The following is a 17,235-nucleotide window of genomic DNA, read 5'->3' on the forward strand; positions in this document are numbered from 1 at the left end:
ATTTCCTGTCAAGCTGTTTTTGAAGAACTTTTTCTTTCTTCTCAACACCTTGCAGCGCCCCACCAGATCATCTTCTCTCCAGCGGGAGGCGAATTCTACAGCGTTACAAACCGCTGTCAACACCCTCTTTACCGCCTTCGATCAAACCTGATCGAACCATCAACAGAGTCACTCAAACCACCCTGTCGATGCCGGCGCATTCTACTCGAATTCGCCGTCCGTGCAACCTTTATTTTCATCTAACTTCTTGTTTTACAAGGAGTTTTCAGATCAGGCCACGCCGGAAGTGGTGCGCATTATAGGCCGCCAGATTCCTAGGTCAACCGTTTATTTCACCTAACTGTAATAAAGCGACTTTTGGCCCCTTCTATACATAAGCAGCCTCTGCTGACAGCTATTTCAGACCAAGGCGTTTCGCCAGGCGCTGCAGATTGGCGCGGTCCACATCCAACTCGCGAGCTACCCCGGCCCAGCGGCCGGCATGGCGCGCCAATGCTTTCTTTATAAGGAGTCGCTGGTAATCATCCACCGCATCGCGCAGGCCCACGCCTGCCGATGACAGCTCGGCACCAGAGGCCAATGCACAGCCTGCTTCTATATAGGTAGCCGGCGAGGGCTGGAGATCCAGCGCGCCGCTATCAATGGTCAGAATCTGCGGACGCTCAGCGCTGGCTGACAAAGCCTTGATCGCTGCGCGGCCAATCAAGTGTTCCAACTCTCGGACATTACCCGGCCAATCATGCTGCAACAGGGTTTGCTGAGCATCAGCAGCAAGACGCAGGCTGCGTAGCCCCAACCGCGCCCGATTGTCTTCGAGGAAGTAGCCAGCAAGCAGCAGCACATCGCGACCGCGCTCGCGCAGCGCCGGGACTTTGAGTGGATACACGCTAAGGCGGTGATACAGATCCGCTCGGAAGCGCCCGGCACGCACTTCCTCGGCCAGGTCACGGTTGGTGGCAGCCAATACGCGCACATCGACACGATGCTCGCGGTCCGAACCCACCCGCTGTAGCTGCCCACTCTGTAGCACACGCAAGAGCTTGGACTGGACTGCCAGCGGCAACTCGCCCACCTCGTCGAGAAACAGGGTGGCGCCATCGGCCACTTCGAACTTGCCGCGCCGCTCGCTTACCGCCCCCGAGAAGGCGCCGCGCACGTGACCGAACAGCTCGCTCTCGACCAGCGTATCCGGCAGCGCCGCGCAGTTGATGCTGACCATCGGCCGCGTGGCCCGGGATGACGCTGCGTGCAGCGCTTCCGCAACCAGCTCCTTACCCACGCCGGTCTCGCCACTGATGAGCACGGTCAGATCGCTGCCGCCGACCAGCTCGATTTCCTGCAACAGCGCCTTGTGCCTCGGGCTCTGGCCGATCATCTCCCGCGGGCGCAAGGCGTCGGCCGCCTGTTTATAGAGTTCGGCTCGGCGCTGTTCGTCCTCCACGCGCCCCATCAGCAGGCTGATTCGCTCGCTGGCCGCGACAGTCGCAGCAGCAAGGCTGGCAAAAGCCTCCAGCATGCCAAGGTCAACACGGCCAAAGCTGCTTGACTGCAGCGAGTCCAGGGTCAACAACCCCCAGAGTTGCTCCTTTATATACAGCGGACAACCCAGACAGTCGTGCACCTCTAAATGACCGTGTTGCCCTTCGAGCAAACCGTCGTAGGGATCCGGCAGCTCGCAGTCGGCGGCAAAGCGGGTAGGCCCACGATGTTGCAGCAGCTCATGCAGGCGCGGGTGCTCATTCACCTTGAAGCGTCGCCCCATGGTGTCGGGGCTGAGCCCTTCTACCGATAACGGCACCAGTACATCACCATCGAGCCTGAGCAGCGCGACGGCATCACAGGGGAACAGCTGGCGCAGCGCGGCCAGCAGTCGTCGATAGCGTTCGCCCTCCGGCAGGTCACGCGACAGGTCATCGACCAGCGGGAGCAAAGCAACCAGCAAGGGATTCGAAGTCATAAAGACACCAAGAGAGTCATATCGACACAACCAAGCATAGGTCAAAAGGACTCATAGCATAGGCAAGCCCAGTGTTCCAGAGGCCTGCAGAGTTGGCACGGTATCTGTAACGAGCACAGCAGAAACTTTTCATGCCTCGCGATAGGAACCATGACCATGCTGACCAGCCAACAACGCACCATCATCAAAGCCACTGTCCCTTTACTGGAAACCGGCGGCGAAGCCCTGACCCGGCACTTCTACGCCATGATGCTCGAGGAATACCCTGAGGTACGCGTATTGTTCAACCAGGCTCACCAGGCCAGCGGCGAACAGCAGCGTGCACTGGCCAATGGCGTATTGATGTATGCGCGACACATCGATCAGCTCGAAGCCTTAGGCCCCCTGGTGGGGCGCATCGTCAACAAGCACGTGTCGCTGCAGATTCTGCCGGAGCACTACCCCATCGTTGGCAACTGCCTGCTACGGGCCATCCGCGAAGTGCTCGGCGCAGAGATCGCCACCGACGAAGTGATCGAAGCCTGGGGCGCCGCGTATGGGCAACTGGCAGAGATCCTTATTGGTGCCGAGGAAAGCGCTTACCGTGAACACGAACAGGCGCAGGGCGGCTGGCGGGGTTCGCGAGATTTCAAGGTGACCGCGAAAACGGTTGAGAGCGAGGAAGTCACCTCGTTCCACCTGGCGCCTGTTGATGGCGGTGCGGTACTGATTCAGCAACCCGGTCAGTACATTGGCCTGCGCATGGTCATCGATGGCCAGGAGCAGCGCCGCAATTACTCGCTCTCCGCGCTCGGCAATGGCCGCGAGTACCGCATCAGCGTGAAACGTGAGGCGGGCGGCAAGGTCTCCAACTACCTGCACGACCACATCCAGATCGGTGACACCCTGGAGCTGTTCCCGCCGGCCGGCGACTTCGTGCTCAACCCGTCGGACAAGCCCCTGGCATTGATCACCGCTGGCGTGGGCATTACGCCGGCACTGGCGATGGTGGAAGCGGCGCGGGACAGCGGTCGCCCGATTCACTTCATTCACTACGCACGGCATGGCGGCGTGCACGCTTTCAAGCAGTGGGTCGAAGCGCAGAGCCGTGATTATCCGCAGATCAGCTGCCGGTTCATCTACAGCGAGCCGCGCGATGGCGATCAACCGCACGCCGAGGGAATGGTCAGCCGTGAGCAGTTGGCCGAGTGGCTGCCTGCAGAGCGCGATCTGGACGCCTACTTTCTCGGCCCGAAACCTTTCATGGCCACGGTGAAGCGTCATCTGCAGGATATCGGCGTTCCCGCAGCGCAGTGCCGCTATGAGTTTTTTGGCCCGGCGGCTGAACTGGACGCGTGAATCGTTCCCTGGATGCCCCGACCATGGTCGGGGCAAACCTGAAGAATCAAATTACGCCCTGACTGCGCAGTACCGCGATCTGGCTGGTATCCAACCCCAGCACGTCGCTCAGTACCCGCTCGGTGTGCTCGCCTAACAGCGGCGGCGCCTGGCGGTATTCAACGGGGCTGGCCGACAGCCGCAGCGGACTGGCTACCTGTGGCGTACTGCCAGCGAGTGGGTGCGGCAGGTCGATCCGCAAGCCGCGGGCGATAACCTGCGGGTCGGCGAATACCTGTTCAAGATCATTGACCGGCCCACACGGCACGCCAGCGGCTTCCAGCACGCTGACCCATTCTGCAGTGGTACGGAACACGGTGACCTGACGGATCAGCGGAATCAGCTCGGCGCGATGGGCGACGCGCTGACCATTGCTAGAGAAACGCGGGTCGCTGCCCCACTCCACATGCCCGGCCACTTCGCAGAACTTGCGAAACTGGCTGTCGTTGCCAACCGTGAGGATCAAGTCGCCATCGGCAGTCGGAAATGCCTGATACGGCACGATATTGGGGTGCGCATTACCCAGGCGCTTCGGAGAAACACCGGTGGTCAGGTAATTCATCGCCTGATTGGCAAGGCACGCGACCTGCACGTCGAGCAGTGCCATGTCGATGTGCTGGCCTTCGCCGGTCTTCTCGCGATGCGCCAGGGCCGCCAACACGGCAACCGTGGCATACAACCCAGTAAGGATATCGGTCAGGGCGACGCCGACCTTGACCGGGCCACCGCCCTCCCCGCTATCAGGATGCCCGGTGAGGCTCATCAGGCCGCCGAGCCCCTGGATCATGAAGTCGTAGCCGGCCCGTTTGGCGTACGGGCCGCTCTGGCCGAAGCCGGTGATGGAGCAGTAGATCAATCGCGGATTGATCGCCTTCAGGCTGGCGTAATCCAGTCCGTAGGCAGCCAGGCCACCCACCTTGAAGTTCTCGATGAGGATGTCCGACTTGCTCGCCAACTCGCGCACCAGACGCTGACCTTCCGCCTGGGTGAAGTCGAGGGTCAACGATTGCTTGTTGCGGTTGGCCGAGAGGAAATAGGCGGCCTCGCTGGTATCGCACCCCTCGTCGTTACGCAGGTAGGGCGGGCCCCAGTGGCGGGTATCGTCGCCAACGCGCGGGCGTTCGACCTTGATTACCTCAGCACCAAGGTCGGCAAGGTTCTGCCCGCACCAGGGGCCGGCGAGCACGCGGGACAAATCGAGCACGCGGAGATGGGACAGGGCACCGGACATAGAAAGCAGCCTCATGAGACGGTGACGCGAGCGTCACAGGCGGCGTTCCCACGCCGAGCATGGGAACGATCAACAATCAGAAGAACGCTTGAATGCCGGTCTGCGCGCGGCCAAGAATCAGCGCGTGCACGTCATGGGTACCCTCATAGGTGTTCACCACCTCCAGGTTGACCAGGTGGCGCGCCACGCCGAACTCGTCGCTGATGCCATTACCGCCGAGCATGTCGCGGGCCATGCGCGCGACATCCAGCGCCTTGCCGCAGCTGTTGCGCTTCATGATCGAGGTGATTTCCACCGCCGCCGTGCCTTCATCCTTCATTCGCCCCAGGCGCAGACAACCTTGCAGGGCGAGGGTGATTTCGGTCTGCATGTCGGCCAGCTTCTTCTGAATCAACTGATTGGCGGCCAGCGGACGGCCGAACTGTTGGCGATCCAGGGTGTACTGACGTGCGGTGTGCCAACACGCCTCGGCTGCGCCCAGCGCGCCCCAGCTGATGCCGTAGCGGGCAGAGTTCAGGCAGGTGAACGGGCCGCGCAGACCGCGCACATCCGGGAAGGCGTTTTCTTCGGGACAGAACACGTTGTCCATGACCACCTCGCCGGTGATCGAGGCACGCAGCCCGACCTTGCCGTGGATCGCCGGGGCGGACAGACCTTCCCAGCCCTTTTCCAGCACGAAGCCGCGAATCTCACCAGCGTCATCCTTGGCCCAGACCACGAAGACATCCGCGATGGGCGAATTGGTTATCCACATCTTGCTGCCACTCAGGCGATAGCCGCCGTCGACCTTCTTCGCCCGGGTGATCATCGCGCCGGGGTCCGAGCCATGGTTGGGCTCGGTGAGGCCGAAGCAGCCGATGTATTCACCGGAGGCCAGCTTGGGCAGGTATTTCTGTTTGGTGGCTTCATTGCCGAACTCGAAAATCGGCACCATCACCAATGACGACTGCACGCTCATCATCGAGCGATAGCCGGAATCGATGCGCTCCACTTCACGGGCGATCAGGCCGTAACACACATAATTGAGACCGCTGCCGCCGTAGGCCTCGGGGATCGTCGCGCCGAGCAGGCCGGTTTCGCCCATCTCGCGGAAGATCGCGGGATCGGTCTTTTCATGGCGGAACGCCTCAAGAACCCGAGGTGCCAACTTGTCAGCGGCGAACTGCTCGGCGCTGTCGCGCACCATGCGTTCCTCTTCGGTGAGTTGCTGGTCCAGTAGCAGCGGGTCGATCCAGTTGAAGCTTGCCTTGGCGGCCATCGCGCATTCCTCGAGCGTGAATGGTTCTATTCGGGCTTAGCCTAGGCAGCGACAGGCCGATCGACAAACGAGTAATTCGCACGCAGTTGTGCACAAAGCTCACTCCGGGATAAGTTGATGGCCTTATTAGAGCCATCATTAGTGAGGCGTCCGCACATGCGCCGTAGAATCCCCTCCACGGCGGCACTGATCGCCTTCGAGGCCTCGGCCCGCCACCAGAGCTTCACCCGCGCTGCCGATGAATTGGCGCTGACCCAGGGCGCCATTTGCCGGCAAATCGCCGGACTGGAGGAATTCCTCGGCGTGGAGCTGTTTCGCCGCTCACGCCGTGGCGTAGTACTCACCGAAGCGGGCACCGCGTATGCCGGCAAGGTCGCCGCCCAACTCGATGCAGTGGAGCGCGACACCCTTGCGCTGATGGGCGCCCAAGGCGCGATGAGCCTGGAGCTGGCCGTGGTGCCAACGTTCGCCACCCAATGGCTGCTGCCGCGGCTAAAGGATTTTCAGTGCTTGCACCCGGAAGTCACCGTACACCTGACCAATCGCACCCGGCCGTTCCTGTTTGCCGACACCGGCTTCGACGCGGCGATCTACTTTGGCGACGGCGATTGGTCGGGTACCGATGCGCACTTCCTGATGCACGAGCACTTGATGCCCGTGTGTAGCCCTGCCCTGCTCGGCGGCCACCCCGCCAGTGCCGAACGCATCGCCGAACTGCCGTTGCTGCAACAGAGCACCCGGCCCTACGCCTGGCGCCAGTGGTTTGCGGCGCAGGGGATGAATGTTGGCCGCGACATGACCGGCCCGCGCCTGGAGCTGTTCTCGATGCTCGCCCAGGCGGCCTGCCACGAGATGGGCGTGGCGCTGATTCCACCGTTCCTGATCCAGCGCGAGCTGGCCGACGGCAGCCTGGTGGTCGCCCTCGACCGCCCGGTACCGGATCACGGCCGCGCCTATTACCTGACAGTGCCGGAACGCAAGGTCGAGTCAGCGGCGCTGAAAGCCTTCCGGGACTGGCTACTTCGAGAAGCGCGGCTATATGCAATTGACGGCTGAGCTGCCAGGGATAACTGCAGGAAACGCAAGCAGCAGCCAAGCTGGGCGGCACTCTTTTACACCGCTGCGATTGTTCGATATGACGTAGAACCCTCCTGTATGTGGTTGGCGAATTAGTACCTTGGCCTCATGTGCTGAAAGGCCTCGACGCTGTGCCGATTTCGTCATCACCCTCGCGCAAATCCTTCAAGCCGCGCCGCCCGCCTCGCGTCACGCTGTAGCCATCCAAACCGGCAGACAGGCGCAGCCCCATGAAACGCATCGAGGTTATCGATTCCCATACCGGCGGTGAGCCGACTCGTCTGGTCGTCAGCGGCTTTCCTGATCTGGGCACGGGCAGCATGGCCGAGCGCAAACAGCTGCTGGCCAGCGAGCATGACGACTGGCGCAGCGCCTGCATTCTCGAGCCGCGCGGCAGCGATGTGCTAGTCGGCGCCCTGCTTTGCGAGCCGGTCGACCCGAGCGCCTGTGCCGGGGTGATCTTCTTCAACAACACCGGTTACCTCGGCATGTGCGGCCACGGCACCATTGGCCTGGTGGTATCGCTGGCGCACATGGGCCGCATCGGCGCGGGGGTGCACAAGATCGAAACGCCAGTGGGTACGGTCGAAGCGACCCTCCACGAGGACCGCTCGGTAAGCGTGCGCAATGTGCCGTCCTACCGCTACCGTCAGGCCGTCGAACTGCACGTGCCGGGGCATGGCATGGTGGCCGGCGATATCGCCTGGGGCGGTAACTGGTTCTTTCTGATCGCCGATCACGGCCAACGCATCGCCGGCGACAACGTCGAGGCCCTCACGGCCTATACCTACGCCGTACAGAAGGCGCTGGAAGATCAGGGCATTCGTGGCGAGGACGGCGGCCTGATCGATCATATCGAGCTGTTTGCAGAAGATGAACAAGCCGAAGGCTCGCAGCCAAGCGTCGCGAGCGAAGAGGAGGCAAGGCGGGAGCTGGCGAAAAAGCGCAGTTTACTGGCTGTAAACGAGCATTTTTCGCCAGCTCCCAACGCAGCATCATCGAGCGCAGCAGCTTCGCTGCGAGCCGACAGCCGGAACTTCGTGCTGTGTCCTGGCAAGGCCTACGACCGCTCGCCCTGTGGCACCGGCACCAGCGCCAAGCTGGCCTGCCTGGCTGCCGATGGCAAACTGCAACCCGGCGAAATCTGGCGCCAGGCCAGCGTGATCGGCAGCCTGTTCGAAGGCTCCTTCGAATGGCAGGGCGACAAGGTGATCCCCACCATCCGCGGGCGCGCCAACATCAGCGCCGAGGCCACCCTGCTGCTCGAGCAGGACGACCCGTTCGCCTGGGGCATCCGCCCATGAACCCAACGCGGGTGGCGGATGTGATCGTCATCGGCGCCGGCATCATCGGCGCAGCCTGCGCCCGCGAGCTGGCCCGCCGTGGCCAGCAGGTGCTGGTGATCGATGCCGGCCTGCATGGCGCGACCGCTGCCGGCATGGGCCACCTGCTAGTGCTCGACGACAACCAGGCCGAACTCGACATCAGCCGCTACTCGGTGCGCCGCTGGCGCGAGCTGGGGCCGCAACTGCCGGACGACTGCGCCTACCGCAACAACGGCACCCTGTGGCTGGCCGCCAACGAGCAGGAACTGGCGGCGGCGGAAGCCAAGAGCGTGAACCTGCGTGCCGAGGGAATACGCTGCGAGATGGTGCCTGGCCACGCCTTGCAGGGGATGGAGCCGATTCTGCGTGACGGTCTGCACGGTGCCCTGCGCCTGCCGGACGACGGCATTCTCTACGCACCCAATACCGCGCGCTGGATGCTCGACGACGCGCGCGTCACCCAGCGCCGCGCGCGCGTCACCGAGCTGGACGGCAACCGCGTACGCCTCGACGATGGCGAGTGGCTGAGCGCCGACGCCGTGGTGCTCGCCAATGGCATCCAGGCGGTAGACCTGTGCCCAGAGCTGCCCATTGCGCCGAAAAAAGGTCATTTGCTGATCACCGACCGTTACCCACATCCGGTCACTCACACCATCACCGAGCTGAGCTACCTGACCAGCGTGCACAACACCAGCGGCGCCTCAGTAGCCTGCAACATCCAGCCGCGCCCGACCGGCCAGCTGTTCATCGGCACCTCGCGGCAATTCGATAATCTGGATCCCGAAGTCGACGGCTGGCTGCTGGCCCGCATGCTCAAGCATGCCGCGAGCTACGCGCCGGGCCTGGGGCAACTCAACGGCATCCGCGCGTGGGCAGGCTTTCGCGCCGCCACGCCGGATGGCATGCCGCTGATTGGCGAACACCCTGCGCAGCCCGGTCTGTGGCTGGCGGTCGGCCATGAAGGTTTGGGTGTCACCGCGGCGCCGGGCACCGCCGATTTACTGGCTGCGTTGCTGTTCAACGAGGCCGTGCCACTACCTGCGGCGGCTTATTCGCCGCGACGTTACCTGGGCCACAGTGGAGAACCCGCGCATGCCTGACCTGCACCTCGACGGCCGCCCGCTCAGCGTAGCGCTCGGCACTACGGTCGCCGCAGCGTTGGCGCTGGGCAGCGACGGCAGCGCGCGCACCTCGGTCAGCGGCCAGCGCCGGGCGCCGCTGTGCGGCATGGGCATTTGCCAGGAATGCCGGGTGACCATCGACGGCCTGCGCCGCCTGGCCTGCCAGACTCTGTGCCGCGACGGCATGCAGGTGGAGACGCGGCCATGAGCGCACCGGCTGATGTACTGATCATCGGCGCGGGCCCGGCCGGCCTGTCGGCCGCACTGGCCGCCGCCAACGATGGCGCGCACGTGGTGCTGCTCGACGACAACCCGCTGCCCGGTGGGCAGATCTGGCGTGACGGCGTGCAGGCCAAGATCCCTGCGCAAGCCCGCCAACTGCGCGATGCGGTGGACAACCACGCCAGTATCCAGCGTCACGCCGGCACTCGCGTGGTGGCGCGTGCCGGCGCCAGCGCACTGCTGGTTGAAGATGCCGAGCGCGGCTGGCTGATCAGTTACCGTGCGCTGATCCTGTGCACCGGTGCGCGTGAGCTGTTACTGCCGTTTCCAGGCTGGACCTTGCCCGGTGTGACCGGCGCCGGCGGCTTGCAGGCGCTGATCAAGGGCGGGCTGCCGGTGGCCGGTGAGCGCATCGTGGTTGCTGGCAGCGGCCCGTTGCTGCTGGCCAGCGCTGGCACCGCGAAGCACAACGGCGCGCAGGTGGTGCGTATCGCCGAGCAGGCCGCGCTGGGCGCTGTCGCGGCCTTCGCCCTGCAACTGCCACGTTGGCCGCACAAGCTGCTGCAGTCGTTCAGCCTGTTCGATCCGCGCTATCGCAGCGGCACGCGGATCATCGCCGCGCTCGGCACGGATCGCCTGGAAGGCGTGCGCCTGCAGCGCGGCAATAGCGTTGAAGAGCTGGAATGCGACCGCCTGGCCTGTGGTTTCGGCTTGATTGCCAACGTGCAACTTGCGCAGGCGCTCGGCTGTGCGCTGGGTAACAACGCCGTCCAGGTGGATGCCTGGCAGGCAACCTCTGTAAGCGGCATCTACGCCGCTGGCGAATGCACCGGTTTCGGCGGTAGCGAACTGGCACTCGTCGAAGGATGCATCGCTGGGCATGTCGCGGCCGGCAACCGCCAGGCGGCACAGCGTCTATGGCCCGGTCGCAGGCGCTGGCAGCGATTCGCCGACGCGCTGAATAAGCACTTCGTCCTCGATCCGGCTCTCAAACATCTGGCCGAGCCCGACACCCTCCTATGCCGCTGCGAGGACGTGCCGTACGCGGCGGTAGCCGCTCACACCAACTGGCGTGAAGCCAAGCTGGCAACTCGCTGCGGCATGGGCGCTTGCCAGGGCCGGATATGCGGGGCGGCGACCCAATACCTGTTCGACTGGCAGCCTGCGACGCCACGCCCGCCGTTCGGGCCGACGCGCATCGACACGCTCATGCAGCTGAAAGGCTCGACGCAGAGCGGACATTGACGCAGTGGCGCTTCAACAATGTGTTTCAGCCTCAACCAAACGGTAACAATTCGGGGTAGCGCGGTAACGCTTTACACGGAGAGAGGCGCCATAGAAAAAGCCTAAAAACAATAAAGCATTGAAAAATAACGATATTCCAAAAGTGGCACAGGATATGCTCTATGTTTCGCACAACAAAAATAACAAGACACACCCCATAACAAGAACAAGACAACGGCTCTAGCATAAGAAAGACAAAATCGCAGAGACGCAGCTAACTGATTTCTTTGGAGAGGACCGCCCTCGGGCTTGTACCGCAACCGGGTCGAGAACAATAAAACTGCTTTGTAAGGCAGCGACAGACGGGTTGGATCTCAGGATCACGGCAACATCAGCGTCCAAACAAATCCGTTCGCTCTTGGCTTCCTTTGGGAGCCTCGGCTAAAACAAGAACAAAAGGCCGGTAGCACTAATAAGAACGATGATTCGAACAAAATTTAGGGGGAGCTTCGGCTCCCCCTTGTGCTTTCTGGCATTCAGCCAAGCTGTTTTTTCCCGACTTGAAACCAATACCGCCGCTACTGGGCTGCCATACGACGCCTGAGGCACAGCTTCGCACGCTACGCCTGTTCTTCAATCGCCCACACCGCTACGCTTTGCGCTTCCGGATCATGCTGCGATCGCCCCATGCACAGCCTCTTCACCGCAACGCCACATGCTGACCTGCCGACCTTGATCAGCGCCCTGCAACAGATCGAGCCATTGCTCGATGCGATGCCTGACGTGGTGTTTTTCATCAAGGACATGCAGACCCGCTACGCCCTGGTCAACCAGACATTGGCGCAGCGGCTGGGCTACAAGAGCAAAGGTCAACTGCTGGGGATGATCGCCGAACAGGTGTTCCCGGCCCGATTCGGCCCGTCCTATACGGCGCAGGACCGGCGTGTCCTCAAAGACGGCAACGCGCTCGCCGAGCAGCTGGAGCTGCACCTCTATTACGGCAACCAGCCCGTGTGGTGCCTGACCAGCAAACTGGCGCTGCGCAACCCGGCGGGCGAGATCATCGGCCTGGCCGGAATCTCCCGCGATGTACAGCTGCCGCAATCCAGCCATCCGGCTTATCCGAAGCTGGCAGCGGTAGACGCCCATATTCGCGAGCACTTCGCCCGGCCGATCAGCCTCGCCGAACTCACCGAGTTGGCGGGCCTGTCGGTGGCGCAGCTGGAGCGCCACTGCAAACGCATCTTTCAGCTCACGCCACGACAGATGATCCACAAGGCACGCCTCGGCGAGGCCAGCCGCCTGCTGCAGCAGGACCTGCCCATCACCGAAATCGCCCTGCGTTGCGGGTATACCGACCACAGCGCCTTCAGCCGCCAGTTCCGTGCGCTTACCGGCCTTACGCCCAGCCAGTTCCGCGACTCGCATAACGGCTGATACCTGCTAGTGTTCCGAAACGGGGCGCTGGCGAGATGACACTGCTCCTATCTGTAACATCCGGCCTACGGCCCAGACCGCTGGCTTCCTCCCCCGTTGCAGCTCAACCCGCGCCCCACAGGCCATACACGCATAAGCACCGAAACAGGCACAGCCATTGCATATGAAATATCGTATACGAAATTTCCTATAACTATTGTCTGCACACTTTCGAGGCCCCTATGAAAAATCCCGCTTTTGCCGTAGCCCTCAGCGCAGTACTCAGTACCACCCTGATTGGCACCGCCCACGCCGACAAACTCGATTCGATCATCGAATCCGGCAAGCTGCGCTGCGCCGTAACCCTGGACTTCCCACCGATGGGTTCGCGTGACGACAAGAACCAGCCAATCGGCTTTGACGTCGATTACTGCAACGATCTCGCCAAGGTCCTCGGCGTCGAAGCAGAAGTGGTTGAAACACCCTTCCCGGATCGTATTCCCGCGCTGGTTTCGGGGCGTGCCGACGTGATCGTCGCCTCCACCTCCGACACCCTGGAACGCGCCAAGACCGTAGGCCTGACCGTGCCCTACTTCGCCTTCCAGATGGTCGTGCTGACCCGCGACGATGCCGGCGTCAACAGCTACGAGGATCTCAAAGGCAAGGCAGTGGGTAACACCAGTGGTACCTACGAAGCCATTGCTCTGGAGAAAGACGTGAAGGCCTGGGGCGGCGGCAGCTTCCGCGCCTATCAGTCGCAGAACGACACCATCCTCGCCGTCGCACAGGGCCACATCGCCGCCACCGTGGTGACTAACACCGTAGCTGCCGCCACCCTCAAGTCTGGCAAGTACAAGGGCTTGAAAGTGGTCGGTGATGCGCCCTACGTCGTCGATTACGTGTCTCTCGCAGCCAAGCGCGACGAGTACGGCCTGATCAACTACCTCAACCTGTTCGTCAACCAGCAGGTGCGCAACGGCCGCTATGAAGAACTGTGGAAGAAGTGGGTAGGTGACGAGATCAAACCGGCCAACCTGACTGTGCCGGGCGTGTACTACTGATCAACGCACCACTGCGCCGTCACTGGCGGCGCATTCCACCCCTTTTCGCTCGCGTGCCCCGGTGGCGCCGAGCTTTTGCCCACGGCGGAGCCCTTGATGACAGCAGTCGCGGATCACACCTCGCCCGCCCCTGAAGCGTGCGCGCTCCAGGGCCGCAGCCTGGTCGCCGGCCGCGCCGAGGGTGAGTTGCTGTTCGCCGAGATGGGCCTGAGTTTCTGGGGCGGCGTCGACCCGTTCACGGGCGAGGTGATCGACCGGCATCACCCGCTCAGTGGCCAGAATCTGGCGGGCCGCGTACTGGCGATTCCCAGCGGTCGCGGCTCCTGCACCGGCAGCAGCGTGATGATGGAGCTGCTCAGCGGCGAGTACGCGCCCAGCGCCCTGGTGCTGGCCGAGGCCGACGAGATCCTCACCCTTGGTGTGCTGGTGGCCGAGCTGCTGTTCCAGCGCTCCATCGCTGTGCTGTGCATCGGCCATGAAGCCTTCACCCACTTGCGTGGCCAGGCTTACGCCCGGCTGGACGGTGATCGGCTGCAGCTTTATCCACAGTCCCCCGCCGATGCCCGGCCAACAGGTGTGGCTTCAATACATCAGCAGCCGCTGTTCGCCAGCGCCCTGCAACTGAGCGAAAGCGACCGTGCACTGCTCGACGGCCGCCACGGCAAGGCTGCGCAAGTGGCCATGCAGTTGGTGTTGCGCATGGCCGAGCTGCAGGGCGCCAGCGAATTGCTGGACGTTACCCAGGCGCATATTGATGGCTGCATCTACACCGGCCCGGCCAGCCTGCGTTTTGCCGAGCAACTGGTGGCCTGGGGCGCCAGCGTACGGGTGCCGACCACGCTCAACTCGATATCCGTGGACCAGCGCCGCTGGCGCGCTCTAGGCATCGACGCCACCTTCGGCGAGCCGGCCAGCGCACTCGGCGATGCCTACATGGCCATGGGTGCGCAGCTCAGCTTCACCTGTGCCCCCTACCTGCTCGATAGCGCGCCTGCTGAAGGCGAGCAGATCGTCTGGGCCGAGTCCAACGCGGTGGTCTACGCCAACAGCGTGCTCGGGGCACGGACCCTGAAGTACCCCGACTACCTGGATATCTGCATCGCCCTCACCGGTCGGGCGCCCAACGTCGGCTGCCACCAGGACGAACACCGCATGGCCAGCCTGCAGATCGAGCTGCCAAAGCTCGTCGAACTGGACGATGCCTTCTACCCGGTGCTCGGCTACCACGTCGGCCTGTTGTGCGGCAGTCGCATTCCGCTGATCCGCGGCCTGGAGAAGGCGCAGCCGAGCCTGGACGATCTCAAGGCCTTTGGCGCGGCCTTCGCCACCAGCTCGGCAGCACCGCTGTTCCATATCGCCGGGGTGACGCCGGAAGCCAAGGACCCACAGAACGTTATCCACAGCGGCCAGCCGACGCCAACCGAGCGGGTCACTCTCGTCGATCTGCACCGTAGCTGGGATGAACTGAACAGCGCTGAGGAAGCCGAGGTGGGTCTGATCGCTCTCGGCAATCCGCATTTCTCGCTCAGTGAATTTGCCCGCCTCGCCACACTGTGCCGCGGGCTCAGCAAGCACCCTGACGTCAGCCTGGTGGTCACCTGCGGCCGGGCGATTCTCGAACAGGCCCGCGCGGCCGGTCATATCGCCGTGCTGGAAGCTTTCGGCGCGACGCTGGTGACCGATACCTGCTGGTGCATGCTCGGCGAGCCGGTGGTGCCGACGGGTTGCCGCACCCTGATGACCAATTCGGGCAAATACGCCCACTACGCGCCAGGGCTGGTCGGCCGTTCGGTGCACTTCGCCAGTCTGGCCGAGTGCGTCGACGCCGCCTGCTCCGGCCAGGCCAGCGGCCGCCTGCCGCACTGGCTGCAACCCGCTTCCCCGGTGGAGAACCCCACGCATGTTTGACTACACCTTCCATTGGCGCCAGGCATTCAAGGCATTGCCCGACATGCTCGCCGGCGCCTGGGTGACCTTCGAGACGGCTGCCCTGTCGATGATCTTCGGCGTGCTCATCGCCCTCGCCCTGACGGTCATGCGTGAGCTGAAGAACCCAGTGGCCCGCGGCTTCGCCAACGGCTGGGTATCGATCGCGCGAAACACGCCGTCGCTGTTCCAGATCTACATCCTGTACTTCGGCCTGGGCTCGATGGGTTGGCACGTCAGCTCCTGGGTCGCGCTGCTGGCCGGCATCACCTTCAACAACGCTGGCTACCTGGCAGAGAACTTTCGCGGTGGCCTCAAGGCGGTGCCCGACACCCAGGTGCGCGCCGCGCGTTCGCTGGGCATGAGCGCCTTCCAGGCCTACCGGATGATCGTCGTGCCGCAGCTGCTGCGCATCGTCTTCTACCCGCTGACCAACCAGATGGTCTGGGCCGTGCTGATGACCTCGCTGGGGGTGATCGTCGGCCTCAACAACGACCTCACCGGCGTCACCCAGGACTACAACGTCAAAACCTTCCGCACCTTCGAGTTCTTCGCCATCGCGGCGGTGCTGTATTACCTGATCGCCAAGGCGATCGTAGCGGTAGCCCGGCTGCTGGCCTGGCGCCTGTTCCGTTACTGAGGAAGCACAGACCATGTTCGATACCAGCTTCACCTGGAACGATTTCCTCTACCTGCTCGACGGCGCCTGGGTCACCCTGCAGTTGACCTTCTGGGCCATCCTGCTGGGCTCCTTCGCCGGCCTGCTGTTCGGCCTGCTGCGTGCCCTGCTGCCGCGCGCCACACTACCGCTGGCCTGGGTACTCGACGTGTTTCGCAGCGTGCCACTGCTCATCCAGTTCGTGCTGTTCAACTCGTTCAAGAGCATCGCCGGCATCGACATCAGCGCCTTTGCGGTGGGCTGCATCGTGCTGGGCATCTACGCCGCCGCGTATTTCACCGAGATCGTGCGGGCCGGTGTGCTGTCGGTGCCCTTTACCCTGCGCCGCGCCAGCCGCTCCCTGGGCCTGAGCTACCTGCAGGACCTGCGCTACATCGTCCTGCCGATGGCCACCCGGGTGGCCTTTCCCGGCTGGCTGAACCTGGTGCTCAGCGTCATGAAAGACACCGCGCTGGTGATGTGGATCGGCATCGTCGAGCTGCTGCGCGCCTCGCAAACCATCGTCACGCGCATTCAAGAGCCGCTGCTGGTGCTGTGCATCGCCGGCCTCATCTACTACGTCATGAGCCTGGTGGTCGCCCAACTGGGCGCACGGCTGGAAAAAAGGTGGCAGGAAAATGATTGAGATCGACAACGTACACAAATCCTTTGGCAGCCTCGATGTGATCAAGGGCGTCAGCCTGACCGTGAACAAGGGCGAAGTGGTGTCGATCATCGGCGGCTCGGGCTCCGGCAAATCGACCCTGCTGATGTGCATCAACGGCCTGGAATCGATCAAGAGCGGCAGCATCCGCGTTGACGGCACCGAAGTGCACGCACCGGGCACCGACATCAACAAACTGCGCCAGAAGATCGGCATCGTGTTCCAGCAGTGGAACGCCTTCCCGCACCTCACCGTGCTGGAAAACGTCATGCTGGCGCCGCGCAAAGTGCTCGGCCTGAGCAAGCAGGAAGCCGAGGCCATCGCCGTGCAGCAGCTCACCCACGTGGGCCTGGCCGACAAGCTCAAGGTGTTCCCGGGCAAGCTCTCCGGCGGCCAGCAGCAGCGCATGGCGATCGCCCGCGCACTGGCCATGAGCCCTGACTACATGTTGTTCGACGAGGCCACCAGCGCCCTCGACCCGCAGCTGGTCGGCGAAGTGCTCGACACCATGCGCATGCTCGCCGAAGACGGCATGACCATGGTGCTGGTGACCCACGAGATTCGCTTCGCCCGTGACGTGTCCGACCGTGTGGCGTTCTTCCGCAACGGCCTGGTGCACGAGATCGGCGCGCCCGAACAAGTGCTCGGCAATCCGCAGAAGCCGGAAACCGCCGACTTCCTCAAATCGGTTCATTGAAAGCGACTTCACTGCCGCACA

At 63.2% G+C, this 17,235-nt stretch carries 15 protein-coding genes; 12 read left to right on the top strand and 3 right to left on the bottom strand.

The window, feature by feature from the left end:
• Nucleotides 1-394 precede the first annotated feature (394 nt).
• The gene (gene norR / locus BLS60_RS20155; RefSeq protein ID WP_092371725.1) at nt 395-1,957 is read right to left on the bottom strand and encodes a nitric oxide reductase transcriptional regulator NorR; all 1,563 of its coding nucleotides are present in this window, start codon (nt 1,955-1,957) and stop codon (nt 395-397) included.
• 156 nt (nt 1,958-2,113) lie between these two features.
• Between norR and hmpA the strand changes: the two genes are divergently transcribed.
• Nucleotides 2,114-3,295: an NO-inducible flavohemoprotein gene (gene hmpA, locus BLS60_RS20160; RefSeq protein WP_092371728.1), complete on the top strand. Its 1,182-nt coding sequence runs from the start codon at nt 2,114-2,116 to the stop codon at nt 3,293-3,295.
• Between the two features lie 46 nt (nt 3,296-3,341).
• Here the strand turns inward: hmpA and BLS60_RS20165 are convergent, their stop codons facing one another.
• Together BLS60_RS20165 and BLS60_RS20170 are read right to left on the bottom strand one after the other, a co-directional pair.
• Complete coding sequence (locus tag BLS60_RS20165; protein WP_092371731.1) at nt 3,342-4,565, bottom strand: CaiB/BaiF CoA transferase family protein; 1,224 nt, start codon at nt 4,563-4,565, stop codon at nt 3,342-3,344.
• A gap of 76 nt (nt 4,566-4,641) precedes the next feature.
• Nucleotides 4,642-5,823 (bottom strand): acyl-CoA dehydrogenase, encoded by a 1,182-nt coding sequence (locus BLS60_RS20170; protein WP_092371734.1) that lies wholly within the window; start codon nt 5,821-5,823, stop codon nt 4,642-4,644.
• Nucleotides 5,824-5,979: 156 nt separating this feature from the next.
• Between BLS60_RS20170 and BLS60_RS20175 the strand changes: the two genes are divergently transcribed.
• The 11 genes from BLS60_RS20175 to BLS60_RS20230 all read left to right on the top strand — a co-directional run bounded on the left by BLS60_RS20175 (nt 5,980) and on the right by BLS60_RS20230 (nt 17,214).
• Nucleotides 5,980-6,879 carry a LysR family transcriptional regulator gene (locus tag BLS60_RS20175; protein ID WP_092371737.1) on the top strand — a complete coding sequence of 300 codons (900 nt, stop codon included), beginning with the start codon at nt 5,980-5,982 and terminating at the stop codon, nt 6,877-6,879.
• Between the two features lie 251 nt (nt 6,880-7,130).
• Complete coding sequence (locus BLS60_RS21690) at nt 7,131-8,204, top strand: proline racemase family protein (RefSeq protein WP_244153447.1); 1,074 nt, start codon at nt 7,131-7,133, stop codon at nt 8,202-8,204.
• Nucleotides 8,201-9,325, top strand: coding sequence for an NAD(P)/FAD-dependent oxidoreductase (locus BLS60_RS20190; RefSeq protein WP_092371740.1), 1,125 nt, complete (start codon nt 8,201-8,203; stop codon nt 9,323-9,325). The genes BLS60_RS21690 and BLS60_RS20190 overlap by 4 nt, the downstream gene beginning before the upstream one ends.
• Nucleotides 9,318-9,554, top strand: coding sequence for a (2Fe-2S)-binding protein (locus tag BLS60_RS20195; protein ID WP_092371742.1), 237 nt, complete (start codon nt 9,318-9,320; stop codon nt 9,552-9,554). The genes BLS60_RS20190 and BLS60_RS20195 overlap by 8 nt, the downstream gene beginning before the upstream one ends.
• Nucleotides 9,551-10,813: an NAD(P)/FAD-dependent oxidoreductase gene (locus BLS60_RS20200; protein ID WP_092371744.1), complete on the top strand. Its 1,263-nt coding sequence runs from the start codon at nt 9,551-9,553 to the stop codon at nt 10,811-10,813. The genes BLS60_RS20195 and BLS60_RS20200 overlap by 4 nt, the downstream gene beginning before the upstream one ends.
• A gap of 666 nt (nt 10,814-11,479) precedes the next feature.
• Nucleotides 11,480-12,229, top strand: a complete 750-nt coding sequence (locus tag BLS60_RS20205; RefSeq protein ID WP_070882348.1) for an AraC family transcriptional regulator — start codon at nt 11,480-11,482, stop codon at nt 12,227-12,229.
• 221 nt (nt 12,230-12,450) lie between these two features.
• Nucleotides 12,451-13,269: an ABC transporter substrate-binding protein gene (locus BLS60_RS20210; RefSeq protein ID WP_070882349.1), complete on the top strand. Its 819-nt coding sequence runs from the start codon at nt 12,451-12,453 to the stop codon at nt 13,267-13,269.
• Between the two features lie 96 nt (nt 13,270-13,365).
• Nucleotides 13,366-15,177, top strand: coding sequence for a cis-3-hydroxy-L-proline dehydratase (gene lhpI, locus BLS60_RS20215; RefSeq protein WP_092371748.1), 1,812 nt, complete (start codon nt 13,366-13,368; stop codon nt 15,175-15,177).
• Entirely contained in the window at nt 15,170-15,835 is a 666-nt protein-coding gene (locus BLS60_RS20220) for an amino acid ABC transporter permease (RefSeq protein ID WP_092371750.1), read from the top strand. Before lhpI ends, BLS60_RS20220 begins: the two co-directional genes overlap by 8 nt.
• 13 nt (nt 15,836-15,848) lie before the next feature.
• Entirely contained in the window at nt 15,849-16,499 is a 651-nt protein-coding gene (locus BLS60_RS20225) for an amino acid ABC transporter permease (RefSeq protein WP_092371752.1), read from the top strand.
• Nucleotides 16,492-17,214, top strand: a complete 723-nt coding sequence (locus BLS60_RS20230) for an amino acid ABC transporter ATP-binding protein (protein WP_092371754.1) — start codon at nt 16,492-16,494, stop codon at nt 17,212-17,214. The genes BLS60_RS20225 and BLS60_RS20230 overlap by 8 nt, the downstream gene beginning before the upstream one ends.
• The last annotated feature ends 21 nt before the right edge of the window (nt 17,215-17,235 follow it).

Origin of the sequence: Phytopseudomonas seleniipraecipitans (genome assembly GCF_900102335.1) — a bacterium.
In the GTDB taxonomy this organism is placed as follows: domain Bacteria; phylum Pseudomonadota; class Gammaproteobacteria; order Pseudomonadales; family Pseudomonadaceae; genus Aquipseudomonas; species Aquipseudomonas seleniipraecipitans.

Coding starts and splice junctions, on each gene's coding strand:
- BLS60_RS20225 (WP_092371752.1), top strand. CDS start 15,849: ATGTTCGATACCAGCTTCACCTGGAACGATTTCCTCTACCTGCTCGAC.
- BLS60_RS20165 (WP_092371731.1), bottom strand. CDS start 4,565: ATGTCCGGTGCCCTGTCCCATCTCCGCGTGCTCGATTTGTCCCGCGTG.
- BLS60_RS20210 (WP_070882349.1), top strand. CDS start 12,451: ATGAAAAATCCCGCTTTTGCCGTAGCCCTCAGCGCAGTACTCAGTACC.
- BLS60_RS20175 (WP_092371737.1), top strand. CDS start 5,980: ATGCGCCGTAGAATCCCCTCCACGGCGGCACTGATCGCCTTCGAGGCC.
- BLS60_RS21690 (WP_244153447.1), top strand. CDS start 7,131: ATGAAACGCATCGAGGTTATCGATTCCCATACCGGCGGTGAGCCGACT.
- BLS60_RS20220 (WP_092371750.1), top strand. CDS start 15,170: ATGTTTGACTACACCTTCCATTGGCGCCAGGCATTCAAGGCATTGCCC.
- BLS60_RS20200 (WP_092371744.1), top strand. CDS start 9,551: ATGAGCGCACCGGCTGATGTACTGATCATCGGCGCGGGCCCGGCCGGC.
- hmpA (WP_092371728.1), top strand. CDS start 2,114: ATGCTGACCAGCCAACAACGCACCATCATCAAAGCCACTGTCCCTTTA.
- BLS60_RS20205 (WP_070882348.1), top strand. CDS start 11,480: ATGCACAGCCTCTTCACCGCAACGCCACATGCTGACCTGCCGACCTTG.
- BLS60_RS20230 (WP_092371754.1), top strand. CDS start 16,492: ATGATTGAGATCGACAACGTACACAAATCCTTTGGCAGCCTCGATGTG.
- BLS60_RS20170 (WP_092371734.1), bottom strand. CDS start 5,823: ATGGCCGCCAAGGCAAGCTTCAACTGGATCGACCCGCTGCTACTGGAC.
- norR (WP_092371725.1), bottom strand. CDS start 1,957: ATGACTTCGAATCCCTTGCTGGTTGCTTTGCTCCCGCTGGTCGATGAC.
- lhpI (WP_092371748.1), top strand. CDS start 13,366: ATGACAGCAGTCGCGGATCACACCTCGCCCGCCCCTGAAGCGTGCGCG.
- BLS60_RS20195 (WP_092371742.1), top strand. CDS start 9,318: ATGCCTGACCTGCACCTCGACGGCCGCCCGCTCAGCGTAGCGCTCGGC.
- BLS60_RS20190 (WP_092371740.1), top strand. CDS start 8,201: ATGAACCCAACGCGGGTGGCGGATGTGATCGTCATCGGCGCCGGCATC.